Source organism: Devosia sp. Leaf64 (genome assembly GCF_001421945.1).
GTDB lineage: Bacteria > Pseudomonadota > Alphaproteobacteria > Rhizobiales > Devosiaceae > Devosia.
On sequence record NZ_LMLO01000002.1, the window covers coordinates 178,770 to 197,570 of the forward strand.

Consider the following 18,801-nt stretch of genomic DNA (forward strand, 5'->3'; position numbering starts at 1 on the left):
TGTGCCCGGGCTAAGTGCTTGCGCGCAGTTCCGCGCGCCTCCAGTGCTCTTCCAATGCCGCACAAAAAGCTTCGGGAACATCCAGATTGGCACAATGGCCACCTTTGGGAAGGTCAATCAGATCGATATTGGGCCGGTGGGCTAACCTGCGGATATCGTGGCGCAGCCGCAGGTTAACCGCATGATCCTTGCCGCCCCGAAGCACGAGCACGGGGCGATCGTAGCTGAGCGCATTGGCGATGAAGTCGTAGCGGCGCAGACCAGAGACAATTGCCGCGCCAGCCCCAACCTTGAATTGCCGTATGGCTGTCTCAATCGACTGTCGGCCAAACAAGCTTTGCGTCGTCGTTCGAGCGGTCAACCAAGCGGTCACGGGCGCGCCGGGCAAAAACGACAGGCGCAGGACGTGGGCCGCCTGCGCAGGCAATTGCATCGAAAAACAGGTGCCGAACAGCGCTAGGCTCTCCAGCCGATCGCTTTGCGGTGTTCCCAGGAGATGGAGAGCCAGGATGCCTCCGAGTGAATTGCCAACCCAGTGAACCTGCCCGGCATTGGCGTGCTCAAGTACAGCGAGGACGTCCTGCGCCATGGTGGCGATGGAAAAATCGGCGGCACGAATGGGTCCGGAGGGCACGCCCGAAGCTCCATGTCCCCTCAAGTCGGGCACGATCACCCGATGGCCGCTCTCGGCAAAACGCACTGCGTCATTGTGGAACTGCAGGCCGGACGATGCGAGACCGTGCACCAATACGATGTCGGTTGCGGAGCTTCGGCGGGGCACGTATTCCGCATAGGTCAGCGTAACGCCCGAAGCGCTGTCGAGACGATGCCTTTGAAGCATGCCGGAGGTTTCTATATGCACGGCTTCACGCTCTCTTTGCATAGAGTTAGGGGCGAGATCGGGCAGTTCGCAATCGGAACGGCCGATTGTTGTTCCCTTCTAAACCGGCGTAGAAGACAGCATGGAAGACTTTCACAGCGAGACCGACGGATCGCAGCGTCCCATAATTGTCTTTGATGCAATGTGCGTACTCTGCTCGGCCAATGCGCAATTTGTTCTCAACAACGATAGCCGCGGCCATTTTCTGTTGGCATCCATGCAGGGCGAAGTTGGCAGCGCAATCTACCGCAAGTTCGGTATCGATCCTTCTCAACCCGATACTATGGTGGTCGTGACTGGGGAGCGTGTTCGGCGGAACAGTGACGCTATTCTCTCCATTTATGAAGGCCTGGGCTGGCCGTGGCGAATGCTCTCGATTTTTCGGGTCATCCCCCGGTTTCTCCGCGATCCAATCTATCGCTTTATCGCGCGCAATCGCTACCGCATCTTCGGTAAGCGAGACGCGTGCTGGCTGCCGACACCGGATCAAGCCAAGCGTGTGCTTTAGACACTCGGTCAGATTGGTCGCCACCTTGCAGATCAAATGGGGAGCCGCTTTTGCGTAAACGCCTCGATATCGCAGTCGCGGGTGCAGGCCTGGGTGGCTTGGCGACTGCCCTGTTCCTTGCGCGGCAAGGGCACAGGGTCCAATTATTCGAGCGCTTCGAAACGCCCCAACCTGTCGGGTCGGGCCTCATGCTGCAACCAACCGGTCTGGCAGTTCTCGAGGCGCTTGGACTGAGCGAGGGTATCAACGCGCTGGGATCGCCGGTGGATCGGCTCGTCGGGACGGATTTTCGTTCGGGCCGAACGGTACTCGACGTCAGTTATCGCCCGCTGGGCGTTGATGTCCACGCCCTGGCGGTCCACCGCGCGGCGCTGTTCAGTGTTCTGCACGATGCGGTTGTGGCAGAGGGCATAGAAACATCGGTAGGCTTTGCCGTCACCGATATGTCCCGCGCCCGCTCCGGCTATTATCTCCACAGCGGCAATCGGCGCCAAGGCGCGTTTGATCTTATAGTTGATGCGACCGGCTCCTTGTCGCGCCTGCGCCAGTTCGCCCGGCACAAGCCAACAGCGCGTGCTCTCTCGTTCGGTGCGCTCTGGGCCACTCTGCCTTGGATCGACGAGGGTTTCGACCGGCGCGCGCTCGTGCAGCGCTATCGCAAGGCGAGCGTGATGATCGGCGTCCTTCCGGCCGGCAAGCAGGTTGCAGACGGCCAGACCTCGCAGCTTTCTTCTGGAGTTTTAAGACCGCTAACTATGAGGCCATCCGCAGCGCCGGTATTGAAGCCTGGCGGTCAGACGTTCGCAAATATTGGTTAGAGACGGAGCCGCATCTGGCAAATGTTGCGCATTTCGACCAACTCACTCTCGCCCGATATACGCACTCGACCCTCAAAATTCCCGCAGGCGATGGGATAGTTTTCATCGGCGACAGCGCGCATTCAACGAGCCCGCAATTGGGGCAGGGGGCCAATATGGCCTTGCTGGACGCAGCAGCGCTGGCCTGGGCAATGGACAGCACGAATGACATCCCCTCGGCGCTTGCCGCTTATGCGCAGATGCGGCGCTGGCATGTGCGGCTCTATCAGTTTCTCTCCAACGTGCTGACGCCGCTTTACCAGTCTGACAGCTCTATCTATCCGATGTTTCGCGATATCGGTGCCGGCAGCCTGGGTAAGATCGCACCGCTGCCGTGGCTATTGGCCAAACTAATCTCGGGGCAGCTTCTGCTGCCGCACAACCCTCTGCTTCTCTCTGAGAAAGCAGGCCGTGGTGAAGCACCCGGGCATAAGGTCGTTTGATTGAGGAGCGCTTCGGGCTGGGCGCCTTGGTGTTGTTTGGTCTGGCAGATAAATGAAAGATTTGGGACCGGCTTCGAATTCCGGACGCTGGCGCATTGTCGATGTGCTGCGCTCTGGTTAGGCTCCGAATCTGAAGCCATGAGATAATTAGAAGTGCGTGAGTAGCGCCAATAGATGGAGACGGCCGTGATGGGGGAGTCAGTTTACCCAATCGTTCAGAAAATCTCGAACCAGGTCGGGGAGACGCTGGGCGCACAGGTGGGCGAAACCGTCGAGCGCTGCCTGGTCGATATGCTGACAAAGACCGTCACGCATCTGCCCGACGGGACGGCGTTCGTCATAACGGGCGATATTCCGGCAATGTGGCTCCGGGATTCCACGGCACAGCTGGCGCCATTCCTGCATTTTGCGCATCAGGATGCCGGGCTGGCCGATCTCATTGCCGCCGTATCCAGTCGCCAGCTCGACTATGTTCTGCTCGATCCTTATGCCAATGCCTTCAACGCCACCGATAATGCTGCAGGGCATAAGGACGTCTTTCCCCAGTCGCCTTGGGTGTGGGAGCGCAAATACGAAATCGACTCGCTCGCCTATACGATCCAATTGGCCTACGACCTGTGGGCGACAACGGGCAGAACCGACCATCTAAAAAGCTTCGAGGCGGTAGCGAAGGTCGTCATCCAAACATGGCGGACAGAGCAAGACCACGAGCGCAATTCGACCTATCGCTTCGAGCGTGTGGACTGTCCGCAGAGTGATACGTTGACGCGCGAAGGTTTAGGGCCGATCACGGGCCATACCGGAATGACCTGGGCGGGCTTCAGGCCGAGCGACGATGCCTGTGTCTACGGCTACAATATTCCCGGCAACGCCTTTGCTGTAGTCGCGCTGCGCGACATTGCAGAAGTGGCTGTCACAGTTTTTGGAAACGACAACCTTGGGCGGGACGCCGACCTCCTCCGGGAGGAAATCGAGAAGGGCATCGAGCGTTTCGGACTGGTGGAGGCCGATGGCAAAGACCTGGTCTATGCCTACGAAGTCGACGGTCTTGGCAATAGTCTACTGGCCGACGACGCCAATGTGCCGAGCCTACTCTCGCTGCCCATGCTGGGTTGGTGCACCGCAACTGACCCAATCTATCTGGCGACCCGCTCCCGCATCCTTAGCAAGGCCAACCCGTATTTCTATGCCGGGAAGGCTGCGTCTGGGATCGGCAGCCCGCATACGCCACCCGACCAAGTGTGGCCCATTGCCCTCGCCGTACAGGGGCTGACCTGCGACAGCCCCGCTGAAAAGCGTGGCTTGCTAGACCTGCTGCTCGCAACCGATGGGGGCACTGGCCTTATGCACGAATCCTTCCATGTCGATGATCCCACAACATTCACGCGACCATGGTTCTCCTGGGCCAATGCCATGTTTTGCGAACTCGCACTGGACGTTGCCGGCCTACGCAGCTATCGCCGTTCCGCTGTCCGTTAGGAAGTACAACGGTACTGGCGGATAAACAGCGCAACAGATCGCAAGAGGGCGGGAATTGAAACTTTGCTGCTCTTTACGCAGGGTTTGACCGGCTTTTAATGAACCGTCCGCGTCCCTCTAATCCTGCGCTGTTGGCTTGACGACGATGCTGCCGGTCGCCGGCATGGCCGAAGAGATTGGCTATAGTTCCCACAGCGCACTTTCGGTCGTACGCCGCGGATGGCCCCGGGCGAGCTGCGATAGCAGAGGGGATTAGAAAAGCGGAGTCCCCGCACCTGAACAGGAGGTAGTGTATCTGGGGGCGTTGGAGGGTTGTCTCAGACTGACCCGCACGAGCTTCCCAAAAACAGTCTTGGAGTCGCGATGTGCCCTCGTGGCAAAATAGCGGCGTCATCGGATCAATTGCCTTGCGTTGTCGCGGGGACTTACTCCTAGACCAAAGGCTGGGCGACGGCCGATAGCGCGCCGACCGATCCGATTTACGGCCCTTCGGGCGGCATCTATATGCCACTCTCTGGAACGCGCCCGAGAAGGTCTTTTACAGTCTTTGAGGATCTGGGACGCGACGCCCAAAGGGCGTCGCAAGACTATTTCGAAACGCCGATGTAGGTTCTGGTCGCCGTCAGGATCTGCTCTGAAACAGCTTCGGAATCAGAGATGCGGGCCAGAACTAGGGCGCCGATCATGGTGGCCCATTTCCCGAGTGCCTCGGCATTCAACTCGTTTTCGCCGTCTTCGCGAGACACCGTGAATTCCTCGATCTGCCGGTGGATGGCGTTACTCATGACGCTGCGGGCCTGCGGGTCGGCGCGGGCGACTTCAGAACCGAGAGCTGCAAAAACACATCCCTTGCCCGGATTATCGCGATGGAGCTTGGTCAGATAGTCGTCTGCAAAGGCATCTACGCAATCGGCCGAAATCAGGCGCGACTTTCCAGAGCCTTCCAACGCCAAGGCGAGCGCTTCGGCAACGAGCGCCTGCTTGTTCGGGAAATGCCGCGGAAAGCCGCCATGGGTGAGGCCAGCCGCGTCCATGATCTCGGCGACGCTGACCCCTTCCAGCCCGCGTTCGCGAAACAGTTCTGCTGCTGCAGTGACAATGGCGGCGCGGCTCGTCGCCTTCTGTTGCTGACTTGTTCCCATGACCGGCCACTCCTGTGTTTCGATGTTTTAGATGATCACCATCATCTTGACAATCAAGATGATGGACAACATCTTGATTGCGACACTCGGGTCAATTTCCAGCAGGTATAACTATGTCCACTGCACTTATCACTGGCGCCTCAAGCGGCATCGGCGCGGTATACGCGCGGAGGTTTGCCAGTCGCGGCCACGATCTGGTTCTTGTCGCGCGCACCACTCAGAAGCTCGAAGACCTAGCCGCAGAGTTACGCGCGGCATATGGCGTCAAAGTAGAATTCCTCACCGCTGACCTTATCAATGCCACACAGCGGCAGACGGTCGAGAACCGGCTACGGGACGGATCGCCCATCGATGTGTTGGTCAACAATGCCGGCGACAATATTGCCGGCACTATCGCTGAAACGAAGCCTGTCGATCTTGAAAAGCTGGTGACGCTCAATGTGACCGTGCCAACTCTTTTGGCAGCGGCAGCGGCAAGCGGGATGGCCCGGCGGGGTACGGGGACGATCATCAATATCGGTTCCGTCGTCGGCTTCATGCCCGAGCACTTTTCGGGAATCTATGCTGCGACCAAGTCTTATATCTTGACCCTCTCGCAATCTCTTGCCACCGAGCTTGGGTCCGAGGGTGTTCACGTGCAGGCCGTGGTGCCCGCAGCGACACGCACGGCGATCTGGGAGCGGAGCGGGGTGGACGCAAACACACTGCCCAACCTGATGGAGGTCGATGATCTCGTCGATGCGGCACTGGTTGGCCTCGATCGCAAAGAGCTCGTGACCATTCCGCCGCTTGGCGACGAGGCACTGTGGCAGAATCTAGAAAGCGCCCGTCATGGACTCTTGGGCGGTCTCGGCGGCACAAAGCCGGCCGAACGCTATCGTTTGCAAAAGTGAGGGTACGCCCATGAAAACGGTAATAGTGACCGGAGCTTCATCCGGCATCGGCCGAGCCACCGCTGAAGCGCTTGCGAAAGCGGGTTTCACGGTCTTCGGTACTAGTCGGAAGACGGGTGGGATTTCGCCTGCCGGATTAGAGATGCTCACCTGCGATGTAACCGACGATGCTTCCGTAAAGGCTCTGGTAGACACCGTCCTTGAGCGCGCAGGCCGGATCGATGTCGTGGTGAACAATGCCGGCGTCGGCCTCCTCGGTGGGGCGGAGGAGTCTTCTATCAGCCAAGTTCAGGCGCTCTTCGACGTGAACCTCTTTGGCGTTCTGCGGATGACCAACGCGGTGCTGCCAACCATGCGTAGGCAGAGACAAGGCCGGATCATCAATGTCAGTTCAGGTCTCGGCTTCGCGCCTGCGCCTTATTCGGCCCACTATGCGGCGACCAAGCATGCATTGGAGGGTTATTCGGAATCGCTCGACCATGAAATCCGCGCCTTCAACGTCCGGGTCTCCCTGATCGAACCCGCTTACGTGCGCAGCCCATTCGACCAAAACTCGCTCGAGCCGGACAGGAAGCTGCCGGAATATGACGAGGCACGTTCGAGAGTTCTTGGCTTCGTTCAGGATGTCATGCCCACGGCGGATACACCTGAAATGGTGGCTGAGGCAGTGCTGAAAGCGGCGACGGACAAGGATCAGAAGCGTCGCTACACCGTCGGTAAAGTTGCCGGACAGATCAGCCTCCTGCGGCGGCTGATGCCTGCAAAAATCTTCGACAAAGCCCTGCGCCAGCAATTGCGCCTTCCCGCGTAATTCCAGACAGGACATCCATGCCATGTACGCCTATTTTGTCGATGCCTACAAAAAGGGCTCGCTCCTCCGTCTAAGGGAGGCACCAGAGCCAGACGTTGGGCCCAACGATGTGCTGGTGCAGGTTCATGCCGTCAGCCTTAACCTCCTCGACTCCAAGATCCGCGACGGTGAATTTAAGCCCATTCTACCCTACAGGCCGCCCTTTATCGCCGGCCATGATGTGGCGGGCACCGTCCTTCGGGTTGGCGCCCAAGTGCGAAAATTCAACGTCGGTGACGAGGTCTATTCGCGGCCGAGCGATGGCCGCATCGGCACTTTTGCAGAACGTATTGCCATCGACCAGAAAGACCTGGCGCTCAAGCCCAAGACCCTGAGCTTTGCCGAGGCCGCCTCGGTTCCACTCGTAGGCTTGACCGCCTGGCAGGCATTGGTCGATCGGGCAAACCTCAGATCTGGCCAGAAGGTCTTTATCCAGGCCGGATCTGGCGGGGTCGGTACGTTCGCCATCCAACTCGCCAAGCATCTTGGCGCCAAGGTCGCCACGACGACGAGCGCTGCCAATGGTGAGCTTGTGCGGAACCTTGGCGCCGATGTGGTGATCGATTATCGCCAGCAGGACTTCGAGAAGGAGCTCTTGGGCTACGACGTGGTGCTCAACAGTCAGGATACGAAAACGCTGGAAAAGTCCTTGCGCGTTCTCCGCAGGGGTGGTGTCGCCGTTTCCATTTCCGGTCCGCCCGATCCCGCTTTCGCCAAGCAGAAGAAACTCAATCCGATCATCGGATTGGTATTTCGACTGCTCAGCAGAGGCATTCGCAAAAAGGCCCAGCAGGCCGGCATCCGCTATACGTTTCTTTTTATGAACGGCAGCGGAGCGCAGCTCGAACAGATCACCAAACTCATCGAGGCCGGCGCTATTCGTCCCGTTATCGATAAGGTGTTTGCTTTCGAGGCGCTGAATGAAGCCATGGCCTATCTCGAAACCGGCCGGGCCAAGGGCAAGGTGGTCGTTACTCTCCGATAAGGCCAGTGCACCCGTTGTCTCGGCGATACCTGACAACCGGTAGATCCACGCCGTGCTGGTTTTACCGGAACACGACGATGGCCTCAACTTCGAAGAGCATGGTGTCGATGGCGAGCTTGGGAACGGGGACGAGGGTCTGGGCCGGAAGCTTGTCGCCGAACAGGGCGATGACGTTCTGGGTGAGCACGCCGAGCTTGTACATGTCATGGTCCACGACATAGACGGTCAGTTTAGCCACCTGCTCAGGCTTGGCGCCGATGCCTTCGATAGCCACGCCGAGATTGGCATAGGCTTGAGCCACTTGCGTGCCGAAATCGGGCGAGAGAGCGCCGGTCTGATCCTGGCCGCCTTGGCCGGAGATATAGGCGATGCGCGCATTGGCCGGCACTACAACCGCAGTGCTGTACCCATTGGCGGTCGGATCGCCCAGGTTCGGAGGATTGATGATGGTGAGGTCCTGCGCGGCAGCGGCAGCGGAAAATTGCATGATGATCATTCCCTTTATGAGTAGCGTCTTGATCGCCCGAGGCATGACCGGTGGTCCTTTGACGTGAGGCGTTTCGAGTTGCTGATGGGAGGAGAATAGGCGACCATACCTGTCATCTGCTGTCAGGTTGGTTGGAGCCATTTCGACTTTATGCGTGCAAGTCGGCTCCTCTCGATCCTCACTACACTCCAGGCCAAAGGGCAGGTTACCGCCCAGGCCCTCGCGGACGAGTGCGAGGTTTCGGTTCGGACCATCTACCGGGACGTGGATGCACTCAGCGCCTCAGGGGTGCCGATTTATAGCGTGCAGGGCAGCAGTGGTGGATATCGCCTGCTCGACGGCTATCGCGTGCGCCTCAATGGCGTGTCGTCAAGCGAAGCGCAGGTGCTGTTTCTCGGGGGCCTGACACAGCAAGCCGCAGATTTAGGGATGGGATCGGCGGCGGCAAGCGCGCGGAACAAAGTGTTGGCGGCCTTGCCCGAAGAGATGCGGTCGGGTGCGGCGCGGTCCCGCTTTCATTTCGATGCGCCGGCCTGGTTTGCAGAACCCGAGACATTGGCCCAGCTTCCTACAGTGGCTGCTGCCGTCTGGAGCGAGCGGGCACTGCGCTTTCGCTATGCAAGCCGGACCGCCTTAGGTGAACGACAAGTCGACCCACTCGGTATCGTGCTCAAAGGTGGGGCTTGGTATCTCGTTGCCGGTGTGAAGGGCGAAACCAAGACCTTTCGGATTGCCCGCATGAGCGACGTCACGTTGCTTGAAAAGACCTGCGACTATCCCAAGAGTTTTGATCTGGCAGACCACTGGGCCGAAAGCATTCGTCGCTACGAAGTTGACCTGCATCCCAATAAAGCGACCATCCGCGTATCGCCGGCCGGTCTCGCAATGCTCGATGACCTATTGCCGCCCTATATCCGCAGCGGGGCCGTGATTTCGCCGGAGCCCGACAGAGATGGCTGGAGGCAGGTGACCATCGCTGTCGGCTCGCTCGACCACGCCGCTGCCGAAATGCTCCGCTTCGGCACTCATGCTGAAGTGCTTGAGCCTCCGGAACTGAGAGCCAAGATGACCGAAATCATTGCTTCGTTGGCGAAGATGTATCGGTCGTCAGCGAAGCCGGAGGGATAGCGACCGCCGGAAGCCGCCCATTGTCCTGGCTATCGGATGCTGAACGGAAAATATTTGGCGTTGATCATGTTGTAGGTACCGTCTTCGGTAATCGTGGCCAGCGCGGCATTGAGTGCGGTTTTCAGGGCCTGCTCTTCCTTGCGTACCGCGATGCCTGCGCCATCGCCGAAAAAGGCGGCATCCTTGATGTCTTCACTGCGGAATTCGCAGCATTGTCCGGTCTTGGTATTGGTCAGCCAATCATAGGCAGCGAGTTTGTCTTCGAAGACGACATCGACCTCGCCCTTGGCAAGTCCGTCGTAGAGCTCCGGCGACGTGCCATAGACCTTGATGTCCGAGCGGCCATAAAGGCTCTTGGCATAGGCCTCTTGAGAGGTCGCAAGGCTCACGCCGATGCTTTTGCCGGCGAGATCATCCGGCGCGAAAGCCTCGAGGTCGGATTGCTTGTTGGTGATGAAGATGGACGGGCTGTCGTAGTAGCGCTCGGTGAAATCGGCGACCGCGCGGCGTTCGTCGCTCATCGACATGGAGGAGATGATGGCATCATATTTGTCGTCGAGAAGGCCGGGGATCATCTCGTCCCAGTCCTGCGTGACATATTCGCACTCAGCCTTCATCGCCGCGCAAAGGGCATCGGCGATCTCGACGTCGAACCCTTGGAGCTCGCCACTGGTGTCGAGATAATTGAAGGGCGGGAACTGTCCCTCGATGGCGATGCGGATGGGGTTGTCCTGGGCGAGGACCAAAGGGGGTGCAGCAAAAATGCCGACCGCTGCAAGAATGCCCAATGCCCAATGCGTCGTTCCGCTCTGCCCGTTCATTGCCGTCTCCCTAGCGCTGGCGCATGCACGCGCTCTTCGCCCATCAGCAAAACACAAAATCTACAATCACAACTTACGTCATCGGCCCATTTGTGGGCCTTTATGACAAGACAATCGTAATTGTTTGAGTAGAGCCTTTAGGCGTACTCGGCATGATTGGCCTTCCCTTGCTTCGTCCCGCCCTCAAATGGACCTCGTCCGGCGCGCTCCTCACCCTGATCGCCATTGGCGGTGTGGTGACCATTGGGCTCGTGCTGGCTTCGGCTATCTGGGCTAGCCGAGAAAGCGACCTTGCTGCGCTCGATCGACAGCGCGAACTTTCAAACACGCGGCTTTCGACACAAATCGAACGCGTTGCCCACGAACTCGACTTGATGGCCGAGGGCTATGCCAGCTCGATTTCCACTGTCGACGAAACCAATGTCAGCCCGCAGGACGGCAAGGGGTTCAGCCACCTCATCAAGTCGATCTTCGGATACGATCAGGTCTTTGTTATCGACGGCGACGGCAAGCTTGCCCTTGAGACCGATGCGGAAATCGCGTCGCGATATGACTGGGCGAAGCCGCTGCTGCTTCCGCTGCTGACAAGGCTGCGGCAGCAGGATGAGCCGCTGCCAGTTGTCGAACTGATGCGCCTTGAAGGCCGCCCGTCTATTGCCGGCATCAAGGCGATTACGCTTGGATCGCAGCCCGTCGCGCCGACCAATCGACTATATCTGATTGCCTATCGCTATATCGATGGTCCGGCACTCGATGCTTTCAGCCGCGAACAGGGCCTCAACGGCGCCCGTTTCGCGCGCGCTGCTGACCCGGATATCGAAGAAGTCACTTTCGAAATTCGTGCCACAAGCACGGGCGAGCCGATCGGCTTTATCATCTGGACGCCGGACTTGCCGGGCTCGCGCGTCGTCAGCCGGCTTCTCCCGGCCCTCGCCGCTTCCGCGCTCATCATTGCCTCGCTTCTGGCCATGCTGATGTTGTTGCTCAAGAAGTCGATGTCGGAACTGACCGACAGCGAACAAAAGGCCCGGCGCCAATCGCTCCATGACGCCCTCACTGACTTGCCCAATCGAATTTTATTTGGCCGTCGTCTCACTGATTGTCTCGAAGATCAGCGCCTCAATGTTACGCGCTCGGTCGTGGCGCTGATCGACCTCGACAAGTTCAAGGCCGTCAACGACACGTTCGGACATGGCGCGGGCGATGAATTGCTGACCGCGGTCGCCGATCATATCCGTGCCCTGCTTGGGCCCAATGATACCCTCGCCCGCCTCGGTGGCGATGAATTTGCCCTGCTATTGCCTGACCGCGCCAAGACAGATCGATCGCATCTCGAACTCTTTCAGCGGATCATCACCTCGCTCAATGCGCCCTTTCCGCTGCTCGATGGCAAGGTGACGGCCACCATTGGCTGCTCGATTGGCGCCACGAGCCTGACGAGTGCACGCCAGACGACCAGCGAAGTGCTGCACCTGGCCGATATCGCGCTTTATGAAGCCAAGAGTACCGGCCGCAACCGTTGCGTCGAATATTCGGCACGGCTTGATAGCTCGGCGCAAATGCGCGCTGAGTTGAAGTCCGAGCTGCAGACATTGTTGAGCACTGGTGGAACAGATCCTCAGTCCGAATTCGGCCTTGAGGTCTTTTTCCAGACCATCCACTGCACCGCGCCGGGCCATGCAGTTTCGGGCGCCGAGGCTCTGGTGCGCTGGCGCCACGAAACGCATGGTCTCCTCACGCCCGATAAGTTCATCACGCTCGCTGAAGACAGCGGCATGATCCATGAGCTTGGCATGGTGGTGCTCGAAAGAGCCTGCGCCGCGGCGACAGGGTGGGACAGCACGCAATTCGTCTCGGTCAACGTGTCGCCCCTTCAGCTTCGCCGTCCCGACTATGTCGACGCCGTGGTGAAGGTGCTGGAACAAACCGGGCTTGCCGCTGAGCGTCTGGAACTCGAACTGACTGAAACCGCACTGCTCGATGCCGACGAGGCAGTGGTATCTGATACATTGGCGCGCCTCCGCAATGCAGGCATCAAAATAGCGCTTGATGATTTTGGCACTGGCTATTCCTCGCTCAGCCACCTCGTCCGCTTCGGTATCGATCGCATCAAGATCGACCGGTCTTTCGTCAAGCTGCTTGGCAGTCGCGCTGATGGCGCCGCGGTTGTGTCGGCAATCGTTGCACTTAGCCATAGCCTTAATTTATCGACGACGGCGGAAGGCGTTGAAACCGAAGGTCAACGCGATTTTCTCGTGGCTGCAGGTTGCAACGATCTTCAGGGATTTTTGCTTTCAAAGCCCGTCCCCAACCCCGATATGGGTGTTGTCGATGAGGCGGCTACGGATTTGCGGTCAAGCGGCCTGTCAATCGCTTAAGTTAAACGCCGTTTCGGGAATTGCGTCATCATTCGCCTTAAGAAACTTGATCATTCTATCTGCGTTATTACGCTCGCAGGCAGTGGGTGAATAAGCTTACATCTGACAAGCGCTGATGATTTCCGATGGACGAATAGATGACCGCTGACCCCCGAATTTCCACCGGAAACGAAGGCCTCGATATCGTACTGAATGGGGGCCTGACGCCATCGCGCCTCTACCTTCTCGAAGGAGCGCCCGGTTCGGGCAAAACCACGCTGGGTCTGAAATTCTTGATGGAGGGTGTGCGGCAGGGCGAAAGATGCCTCTACATCACGCTTTCCGAAACCCACGAAGAATTGGCCGCCGTCGTCGCCTCGCATGACTGGACGCTGGACGGCATCGACATTTTCGAACTGTCCTCGGCAGAGGAAGTGTTGGGCGATGGTCGTGGCCAGACCATCATTCACCCCTGGGAAATCGAACTGAGTGCGACGGTCGACCTGATCATCAAGCGGGTCGAAGAGGTGCAGCCGCGGCGCTTGGTCTTCGATAGCCTGTCCGAATTGCGTCTCCTGTCTCAGGATCCGCTGCGTTATCGTCGGCAGGTACTAGCCCTGAAACAGTATTTTGCAGGCCGCAATATTACGGTGATCCTCGTCGACGATCTGACCGGCGAACATGGCGAGCGTGACGCTCACCTCCATTCGATCGCCCATGGTGTCATCACGCTCGAGCGCAATACGCTGGAATTCGGCGCTGCCCGCCGCACGATCCAGATCCAGAAACTGCGCGGCGTCAGTTTTTCGGCTGGATATCATGATGTCCAAATCCTGCGGAGCGGACTTAAAGTTTATCCGCGGCTCATCGCTTCGGACTTTCATACGCCATTTGTCGGCGATCCAGTGCCGAGCGGCATTCCAGAACTCGATGCATTGCTCAATGGCGGACCGATGCGCGGCACTTGCGCCATCATGACGGGTCCCCCCGGTACGGGCAAAAGCTCGGTCGCCTTCTCCTATGCCCTCGAAGCCTGCCGGCGGGGCGAAAATGCCACCGTTTATCAGTTCGATGAGCGTATCGGCACCCTGATTGCCCGCTCCCGCTCTTTGGGGCAGGATCCCGATGGGCCAATGGAGGCTGGCTGCCTCAAGCTCATCCAGATGGACCCTGCCGACGTGACGCCGGGGCAGTTTGCCTGGATGGTGCGTAAGGAAGTAGAAGAGCGTCAGGTCAAGGTCATCGTGCTCGATAGTCTCAATGGTTATCTGTCATCGATGCCTGAAGAAAAGCAGCTCATTTTGCAGATGCATGAGCTGCTCTCCTATCTGAACCAGCAAGGTGTGCTGACCCTACTGATCAATCCGCAGCAGGGATTGGTTGGTACGATGCACTCTGGCGCGCTCAACATTTCATACATTGCGGACGTCGTGTTCCTGTTCCGGTTTTTCGAAGCCGAGGGCCGTCTTCGCAAAGCTATGTCAGTGCTCAAAAACCGAGCCGGCGCACATGAGGATGCAATCAGAGAAATAAAGTTCGACAGTCACGGCATTCGTATGGGCGATCCCTTGGTTGCCTTCAGGGGCGTCCTGACTGGTACTCCGGAATATGTCGGTGATCGCGGCCCGCTTATGGAAAGCCGCCCCAATGATAGCCAGTGACGGCAAGGTCGTCGTTTATGCGCCATATGCGAAGGATTCAGCCAGCATAGTTGGGTTGCTGCGGGGCGAGCATTTCGACACGGATACCGCGTCGTCGCTGGCCGATCTGGTGGGGCATTTCGGCGAAAGCCTCGGCGCGGTGCTGATGAGCGAAGAGGCGCTGGTGCAGGCGGATTGGTCGGCCCTCCTCAAGGCTGTCCACAATCAGCCGACATGGTCGTCTTATCCCTTCATCCTGCTAATCAGCCAGAAGCGCTCTGCCGTTCAGACCGAAGCGGTCTATCGCTTGTTCCCGCCTGAAGTCGCCAATGTCATGGTGCTCGAGCGTCCCATGAGTTCGACTGCGCTATTGAGCGCGGTCCGCTGGGCATTGGCCGGACGGCGTCGTCAGTTCGTTACCAAGTCTCATCTTGATGAACTAGAGCGCCGGGCACAACAGCAGCGCCTGTTGACGCGCGAACTGGCACACCGGGTAAAGAACACCATCGCCATGCTTCAATCCATCGTTGGGCAGACTATGCGGCCCCATCCTGAAATGGCCGATGTTCAGGAACAGATCGTCGAGCGTTTTTCGGCCCTGGCACGAACGCATGACCTGCTGTTCAGCACCGATTTCCAGGAGGCCGAATTCGGCGAACTGGTGCGGCAGACGCTCTCTGTCCATAGTCGAAATTTCGTCATTAAAGGCCCAGAAATTCACTTCTCGCCACAGGCCGCATTGTCATTCGCCCTCGTCATCCACGAACTGGCGACGAACTCGATCAAATATGGCGCGCTGTCTTCAGACCAGTCCGGCCAGGTTGACGTCATGTGGGAAATCCAGCCTGGCCCGAATGGCGACCAATTGAAATTCGATTGGCGGGAGAGTGGTGGACCGCCGGTTTCAGCCCCGGCGCGCAAGGGCTTTGGTAGCCGATTGATCCGCGCGACCCTCGGAGGCCTGGGCCAATCCGAGATCAGTTACGCAGAAGAGGGTTTTCGACTGGCTTTCACCGGCGATCTGGCAGGCCTTGCCCAGTCCGTTACCCCAACCGACTGACATCCACCGGCTATTCCGACGCGGCGAAACGCAGGGCCTCGGAGGAGGAGCGGAGGCGTTGGGCCGTGATGATGGCGATCCAGGTGATGATGGCCTGGCCGATATCGGGCGCCTCGTCCGAGAGCGTCTCGAAGGCTGATTTGCTGAGATAAAGGGTTTGCAGCGAACCGTCCGCAAGGAGATCGGCGGAGCGTGGATTGCCTTCGAGGAGGGCAAGTTCGCCAGCTGGGGCTCCCGCAGCGATGCCGGCGACGCGCAGCGCGCCGCTGGTTGCGGGAATGCGGACGCTGATGCTGCCCGAGAGAATGATCCACATGCCGTCACCCGCATCGCCCATTCGGCAAAGGATATCGCCAGGGGCATAGGCGCGATGCTCTACCGCCGCCGTGAAAATCTTGCGGCGGTCGATGGACAGGGATTGGAGGAATTCAAGGTCGTCCTGCGCATGCGGCGCATTGAGATGCTCGCCGAGCGACTTTTCCTCGAACCGCTCAAGGGCCGCATCAAGGTCGGGCAGGGTCTCGATGGCCAGGCCAATGAAGAGTGCTAGTTCTGGCGTAAGTCCGGCAATGCAGAGGTTGCGCCCGTTCTTGGCAAGGCGGGCCCGCATGTCGTTGAGAAGCTTGTTGCCGGTGGCGTCGATATCGGTCACCCGGCGCATATCGAGGATGGCGGTGTCGAACTCTGGTTCGAGCCGGCGCAGTTCGGTATCGAGATCATCGCAATTGCCGAAGAACAGCACGCCCTGAAGACGGAGTACCAGCGTGCGTTCGCCTTTCTGGCGCAAGAGGTCCATGTCATGCGCCGAACGGCCACGGCGGGAGAGGAGGGTTGCGCCGGTGGTGCGCGCGACAATCATCGGCCGCGCCATATCGGTGATGAACAGGAGGCAGGAGAGGACAACGCCGATCAGCACGCCCATCGTGGGGTGGACGAGCAGAATGCCGAGCATGACGGCGAGAAGGATGGACAGATCGCGCCAAGCGCGGCCGCGGAGGCTCGGATATTGCGGACGAATGGCGTCGCGCACCATGTCGATGACCGACCAGTTGATCGAGCGTACGACGAAGAAAAGGGTCAGCGCCGTCAAGCCCAGCAGCGGCATAGAGCCGATAAAGCCGGGGATGAGGGCAATGGCGAGGAGCGCGAAACACCCGACGATGCGCGTCAGCGTGGTGCGTCCACCGGCAAGATAGGCGGGGACGGCGACAGAGAGCGACGTTGTCATCGCCGCGGCACCGGACACACTGGCGGCCATATTGGCAAGGCCCAGTCCCGCTAGTTCGCGGCGCGGGGTGGCATCGGTCTCGATATAGCCCTTGCTGGCGCGGACCGTGAGCAGCGTATCGAAAATGCCAATGGCGGCGACAGCGACGGAATTGAGAATGATCGGCTGGATCATTTCGCGAGGGAGCGTTGCGAAGCTGCCAAGAGCCGCGCCGACAATCCCGGCGAGTTCCCCAAGGGTATCACCGCTGGCGGTTCGGCCCAGCGCAATGCCGGGGAAAACCAGGTGGAGGCCATGGTAAAATACGATGGCTGCGAAAAGACCGATCAGCGGCACCGGCAGGCGCGGAAAGCGCCGGACGAGAAGCAGCATGCCGGCGATCAGGACGAGGCCGATCAGCGGCATGGCCAGCTCGGACGCGCCGAAGGGCGTGGTGACCAAAGCTCCGAACGAGGTGCGGCCAAAGAGCATGGGCATCTGGCCGATAAAGAGCAGGAGCGAGACGCCAAGACCAAAGCCGGCAAGAACCGGGTGGGGCACGTAGCGCACGACATTGCCGAGCCCCGCCAGCCCAAACAGCACCTGCCAGAGACCCGCCAGCGCCACGCAGATCGCCATGGCGGCAATGGTGGCATTGAGATTGCCGGTGGTCGCCAGCATGGTTGTGGCGAAATTGGCCTGCAACAGCGCCACCATGACGCCGGGCGTGGTCGGGACCGGGCTCGGCGTGCGGGCCAAGGCACCGACAAGGCCGGCAAAGACGGCGCCTGCAAGACCGGCAATAGAGCCAGCGGCGGCCATTTCAGGACCCAGCGCCTGATAGGCGACGACCCCAGCGGCCATCGAGCTTGGGAGCGCAATGACCGAAAGGGTAACACCCGCAACGAGTTCGCTGCGCAGTGAAACGGGTGCGGCGGACGAAGTGGTTGGATTGGAAATGGTGTTCATCCAAGGTCAGGCCGCAGCCCGGTGGACTAAAGGGTCTTGATGCTGCCAGTCGACTCGATCGTTGCAGTCGGTTGGTTGCCGCCGCCGGCGACCTTGTCGAGCGAGGCGTGGGGCAGATCGTCCTTGCTCGTCTTGGGTTTAATATCCTTGGTCTTCTTCAACGTGCAATCTCCATCTTTGGCGCTGATCTAACAAGCGCTTTGCTGGTGTGGGCAAGGGGTTGTCTTGGGAGTGGGACAAAAGCGAGACATCGCGGGACGGAATATTGCGCTATGGCCGTCGCACAGGTTTTCGGGGACCGATAAGCATATCGGAGGTTTGAGGAGATGTGCTGTTCTCCGATATTCGCGGCTTTACCGCGATGTCTGAAAAGCTCGATCCCAAGGCGCTGACAGCGCTCCTCAACTCTTTCCTGACGCCGATGACCGATGTGCTGTTCAAGCGCGAGGCGACGATCGACAAATATATTGGCGATGCGATCATGGCGTTTTGGAAGGCGCCACTCGATATTGCGGCGCATCCGCGCAAGGCGTGCCTTGCCGCGCTCGACATGGTTGGCGCAGTCGAACGGCTCAACCGTGAAACTGGCAGCGATATTCGCATCGGCATTGGGCTCAATACCGGGCCAGCTTGCGTTGGTAATCTCGGATCAAACCAGAGATTTTCCTATTCGGCGATTGGCGACAGCGTGAACCTGGCCTCGCGCGTCGAAAGCCTCACCAAATTTTATGGTCTCTCGATTGCCGTGACGGAACACACGCACAAAGAGGCGACCGATCTCGCCTTTCTCGAAGCAGATCGCGTGCGCGTCGTCGGCCGCACCGAACCTGTGGCGCTTTATGCGCTGCTGGGGGATGCCGATCTCTCCGCTACCGATGCCTTCAAGGCGCACCGGCTAGACCACGAGGCCTTCTGGTCTGATTACGCCGGGGGGCGATTTGGAGCGGCCGTCGATAGCCTTGCTCGCGCGCGCAGCCATGGACGGGCCGGGCTCGAAAAGCTCTACGATCTCTATGCCGAACGCCTCGCCGTACTGATCGAGGGTCCGGTTCCAGACGGGTGGGACGGCACATTCACGGCGCAATCGAAATGAGC

At 59.3% G+C, this 18,801-nt stretch carries 18 protein-coding genes; 12 read left to right on the top strand and 6 right to left on the bottom strand.

Annotated elements, in window-relative coordinates:
* Positions 1–10: 10 nt before the first annotated feature.
* On the bottom strand, positions 11–862 hold the full coding sequence (locus tag ASE94_RS00950; protein ID WP_162236021.1) for an alpha/beta hydrolase: 852 nt from the start codon (positions 860–862) through the stop codon (positions 11–13).
* Positions 863–962: 100 nt separating this feature from the next.
* Here ASE94_RS00950 and ASE94_RS00955 point away from each other — a divergent pair, with 100 nt between their 5' ends.
* From ASE94_RS00955 to ASE94_RS00965, 4 genes are all read left to right on the top strand, one after another.
* Complete coding sequence (locus ASE94_RS00955) at positions 963–1,388, top strand: DCC1-like thiol-disulfide oxidoreductase family protein (RefSeq protein WP_062628821.1); 426 nt, start codon at positions 963–965, stop codon at positions 1,386–1,388.
* Between the two features lie 50 nt (positions 1,389–1,438).
* Positions 1,439–2,206, top strand: a complete 768-nt coding sequence (locus ASE94_RS21615; RefSeq protein WP_348270938.1) for an FAD-dependent monooxygenase — start codon at positions 1,439–1,441, stop codon at positions 2,204–2,206.
* Positions 2,207–2,310: 104 nt separating this feature from the next.
* Positions 2,311–2,688: an FAD-dependent monooxygenase gene (locus ASE94_RS21620; RefSeq protein WP_348270940.1), complete on the top strand. Its 378-nt coding sequence runs from the start codon at positions 2,311–2,313 to the stop codon at positions 2,686–2,688.
* A gap of 189 nt (positions 2,689–2,877) precedes the next feature.
* Positions 2,878–4,167 (top strand): glycoside hydrolase family 125 protein, encoded by a 1,290-nt coding sequence (locus tag ASE94_RS00965; protein ID WP_200913549.1) that lies wholly within the window; start codon positions 2,878–2,880, stop codon positions 4,165–4,167.
* Positions 4,168–4,754: 587 nt separating this feature from the next.
* On the opposite strand, the gene ASE94_RS00970 is transcribed toward ASE94_RS00965, so the two are convergent.
* Entirely contained in the window at positions 4,755–5,309 is a 555-nt protein-coding gene (locus ASE94_RS00970; protein WP_062628823.1) for a TetR/AcrR family transcriptional regulator, read from the bottom strand.
* Between the two features lie 113 nt (positions 5,310–5,422).
* Between ASE94_RS00970 and ASE94_RS00975 the strand changes: the two genes are divergently transcribed.
* The 3 genes from ASE94_RS00975 to ASE94_RS00985 are packed head-to-tail and all read left to right on the top strand — an operon-like array spanning position 5,423 to position 8,037.
* Entirely contained in the window at positions 5,423–6,202 is a 780-nt protein-coding gene (locus ASE94_RS00975; protein WP_062628824.1) for an SDR family oxidoreductase, read from the top strand.
* A gap of 10 nt (positions 6,203–6,212) precedes the next feature.
* Entirely contained in the window at positions 6,213–7,013 is an 801-nt protein-coding gene (locus tag ASE94_RS00980; protein WP_062628825.1) for an oxidoreductase, read from the top strand.
* A gap of 22 nt (positions 7,014–7,035) precedes the next feature.
* Complete coding sequence (locus ASE94_RS00985; protein ID WP_062628826.1) at positions 7,036–8,037, top strand: NADP-dependent oxidoreductase; 1,002 nt, start codon at positions 7,036–7,038, stop codon at positions 8,035–8,037.
* A gap of 61 nt (positions 8,038–8,098) precedes the next feature.
* On the opposite strand, the gene ASE94_RS00990 is transcribed toward ASE94_RS00985, so the two are convergent.
* Entirely contained in the window at positions 8,099–8,569 is a 471-nt protein-coding gene (locus ASE94_RS00990) for a RidA family protein (protein ID WP_062628827.1), read from the bottom strand.
* A gap of 105 nt (positions 8,570–8,674) precedes the next feature.
* Here ASE94_RS00990 and ASE94_RS00995 point away from each other — a divergent pair, with 105 nt between their 5' ends.
* Entirely contained in the window at positions 8,675–9,652 is a 978-nt protein-coding gene (locus ASE94_RS00995; RefSeq protein WP_062628828.1) for a YafY family protein, read from the top strand.
* Between the two features lie 29 nt (positions 9,653–9,681).
* On the opposite strand, the gene ASE94_RS01000 is transcribed toward ASE94_RS00995, so the two are convergent.
* The gene (locus tag ASE94_RS01000; RefSeq protein ID WP_062628829.1) at positions 9,682–10,473 is read right to left on the bottom strand and encodes a transporter substrate-binding domain-containing protein; all 792 of its coding nucleotides are present in this window, start codon (positions 10,471–10,473) and stop codon (positions 9,682–9,684) included.
* 152 nt (positions 10,474–10,625) lie between these two features.
* Between ASE94_RS01000 and ASE94_RS01005 the strand changes: the two genes are divergently transcribed.
* The 3 genes from ASE94_RS01005 (at position 10,626) to ASE94_RS01015 (ending at position 15,530) form a co-directional block, all read left to right on the top strand.
* The gene (locus tag ASE94_RS01005; protein ID WP_062628830.1) at positions 10,626–12,851 is read left to right on the top strand and encodes an EAL domain-containing protein; all 2,226 of its coding nucleotides are present in this window, start codon (positions 10,626–10,628) and stop codon (positions 12,849–12,851) included.
* 137 nt (positions 12,852–12,988) lie between these two features.
* Positions 12,989–14,491, top strand: coding sequence for an ATPase domain-containing protein (locus tag ASE94_RS01010; protein WP_062628831.1), 1,503 nt, complete (start codon positions 12,989–12,991; stop codon positions 14,489–14,491).
* A complete protein-coding gene (locus tag ASE94_RS01015) occupies positions 14,478–15,530 on the top strand; it encodes a sensor histidine kinase (RefSeq protein WP_062628832.1) in 1,053 nt (350 codons plus the stop codon). The genes ASE94_RS01010 and ASE94_RS01015 overlap by 14 nt, the downstream gene beginning before the upstream one ends.
* A 10-nt stretch (positions 15,531–15,540) precedes the next feature.
* Here the strand turns inward: ASE94_RS01015 and ASE94_RS01020 are convergent, their stop codons facing one another.
* Positions 15,541–17,706, bottom strand: a complete 2,166-nt coding sequence (locus ASE94_RS01020) for a SulP family inorganic anion transporter (RefSeq protein ID WP_062628833.1) — start codon at positions 17,704–17,706, stop codon at positions 15,541–15,543.
* Between the two features lie 26 nt (positions 17,707–17,732).
* Entirely contained in the window at positions 17,733–17,867 is a 135-nt protein-coding gene (locus ASE94_RS21550) for a hypothetical protein (RefSeq protein ID WP_280137158.1), read from the bottom strand.
* A 167-nt stretch (positions 17,868–18,034) separates the two neighbouring features.
* On the opposite strand from ASE94_RS21550, the gene ASE94_RS01025 reads away from it, so the two are divergent.
* Positions 18,035–18,799 carry an adenylate/guanylate cyclase domain-containing protein gene (locus ASE94_RS01025; protein ID WP_062628834.1) on the top strand — a complete coding sequence of 255 codons (765 nt, stop codon included), beginning with the start codon at positions 18,035–18,037 and terminating at the stop codon, positions 18,797–18,799.
* The last annotated feature ends 2 nt before the right edge of the window (positions 18,800–18,801 follow it).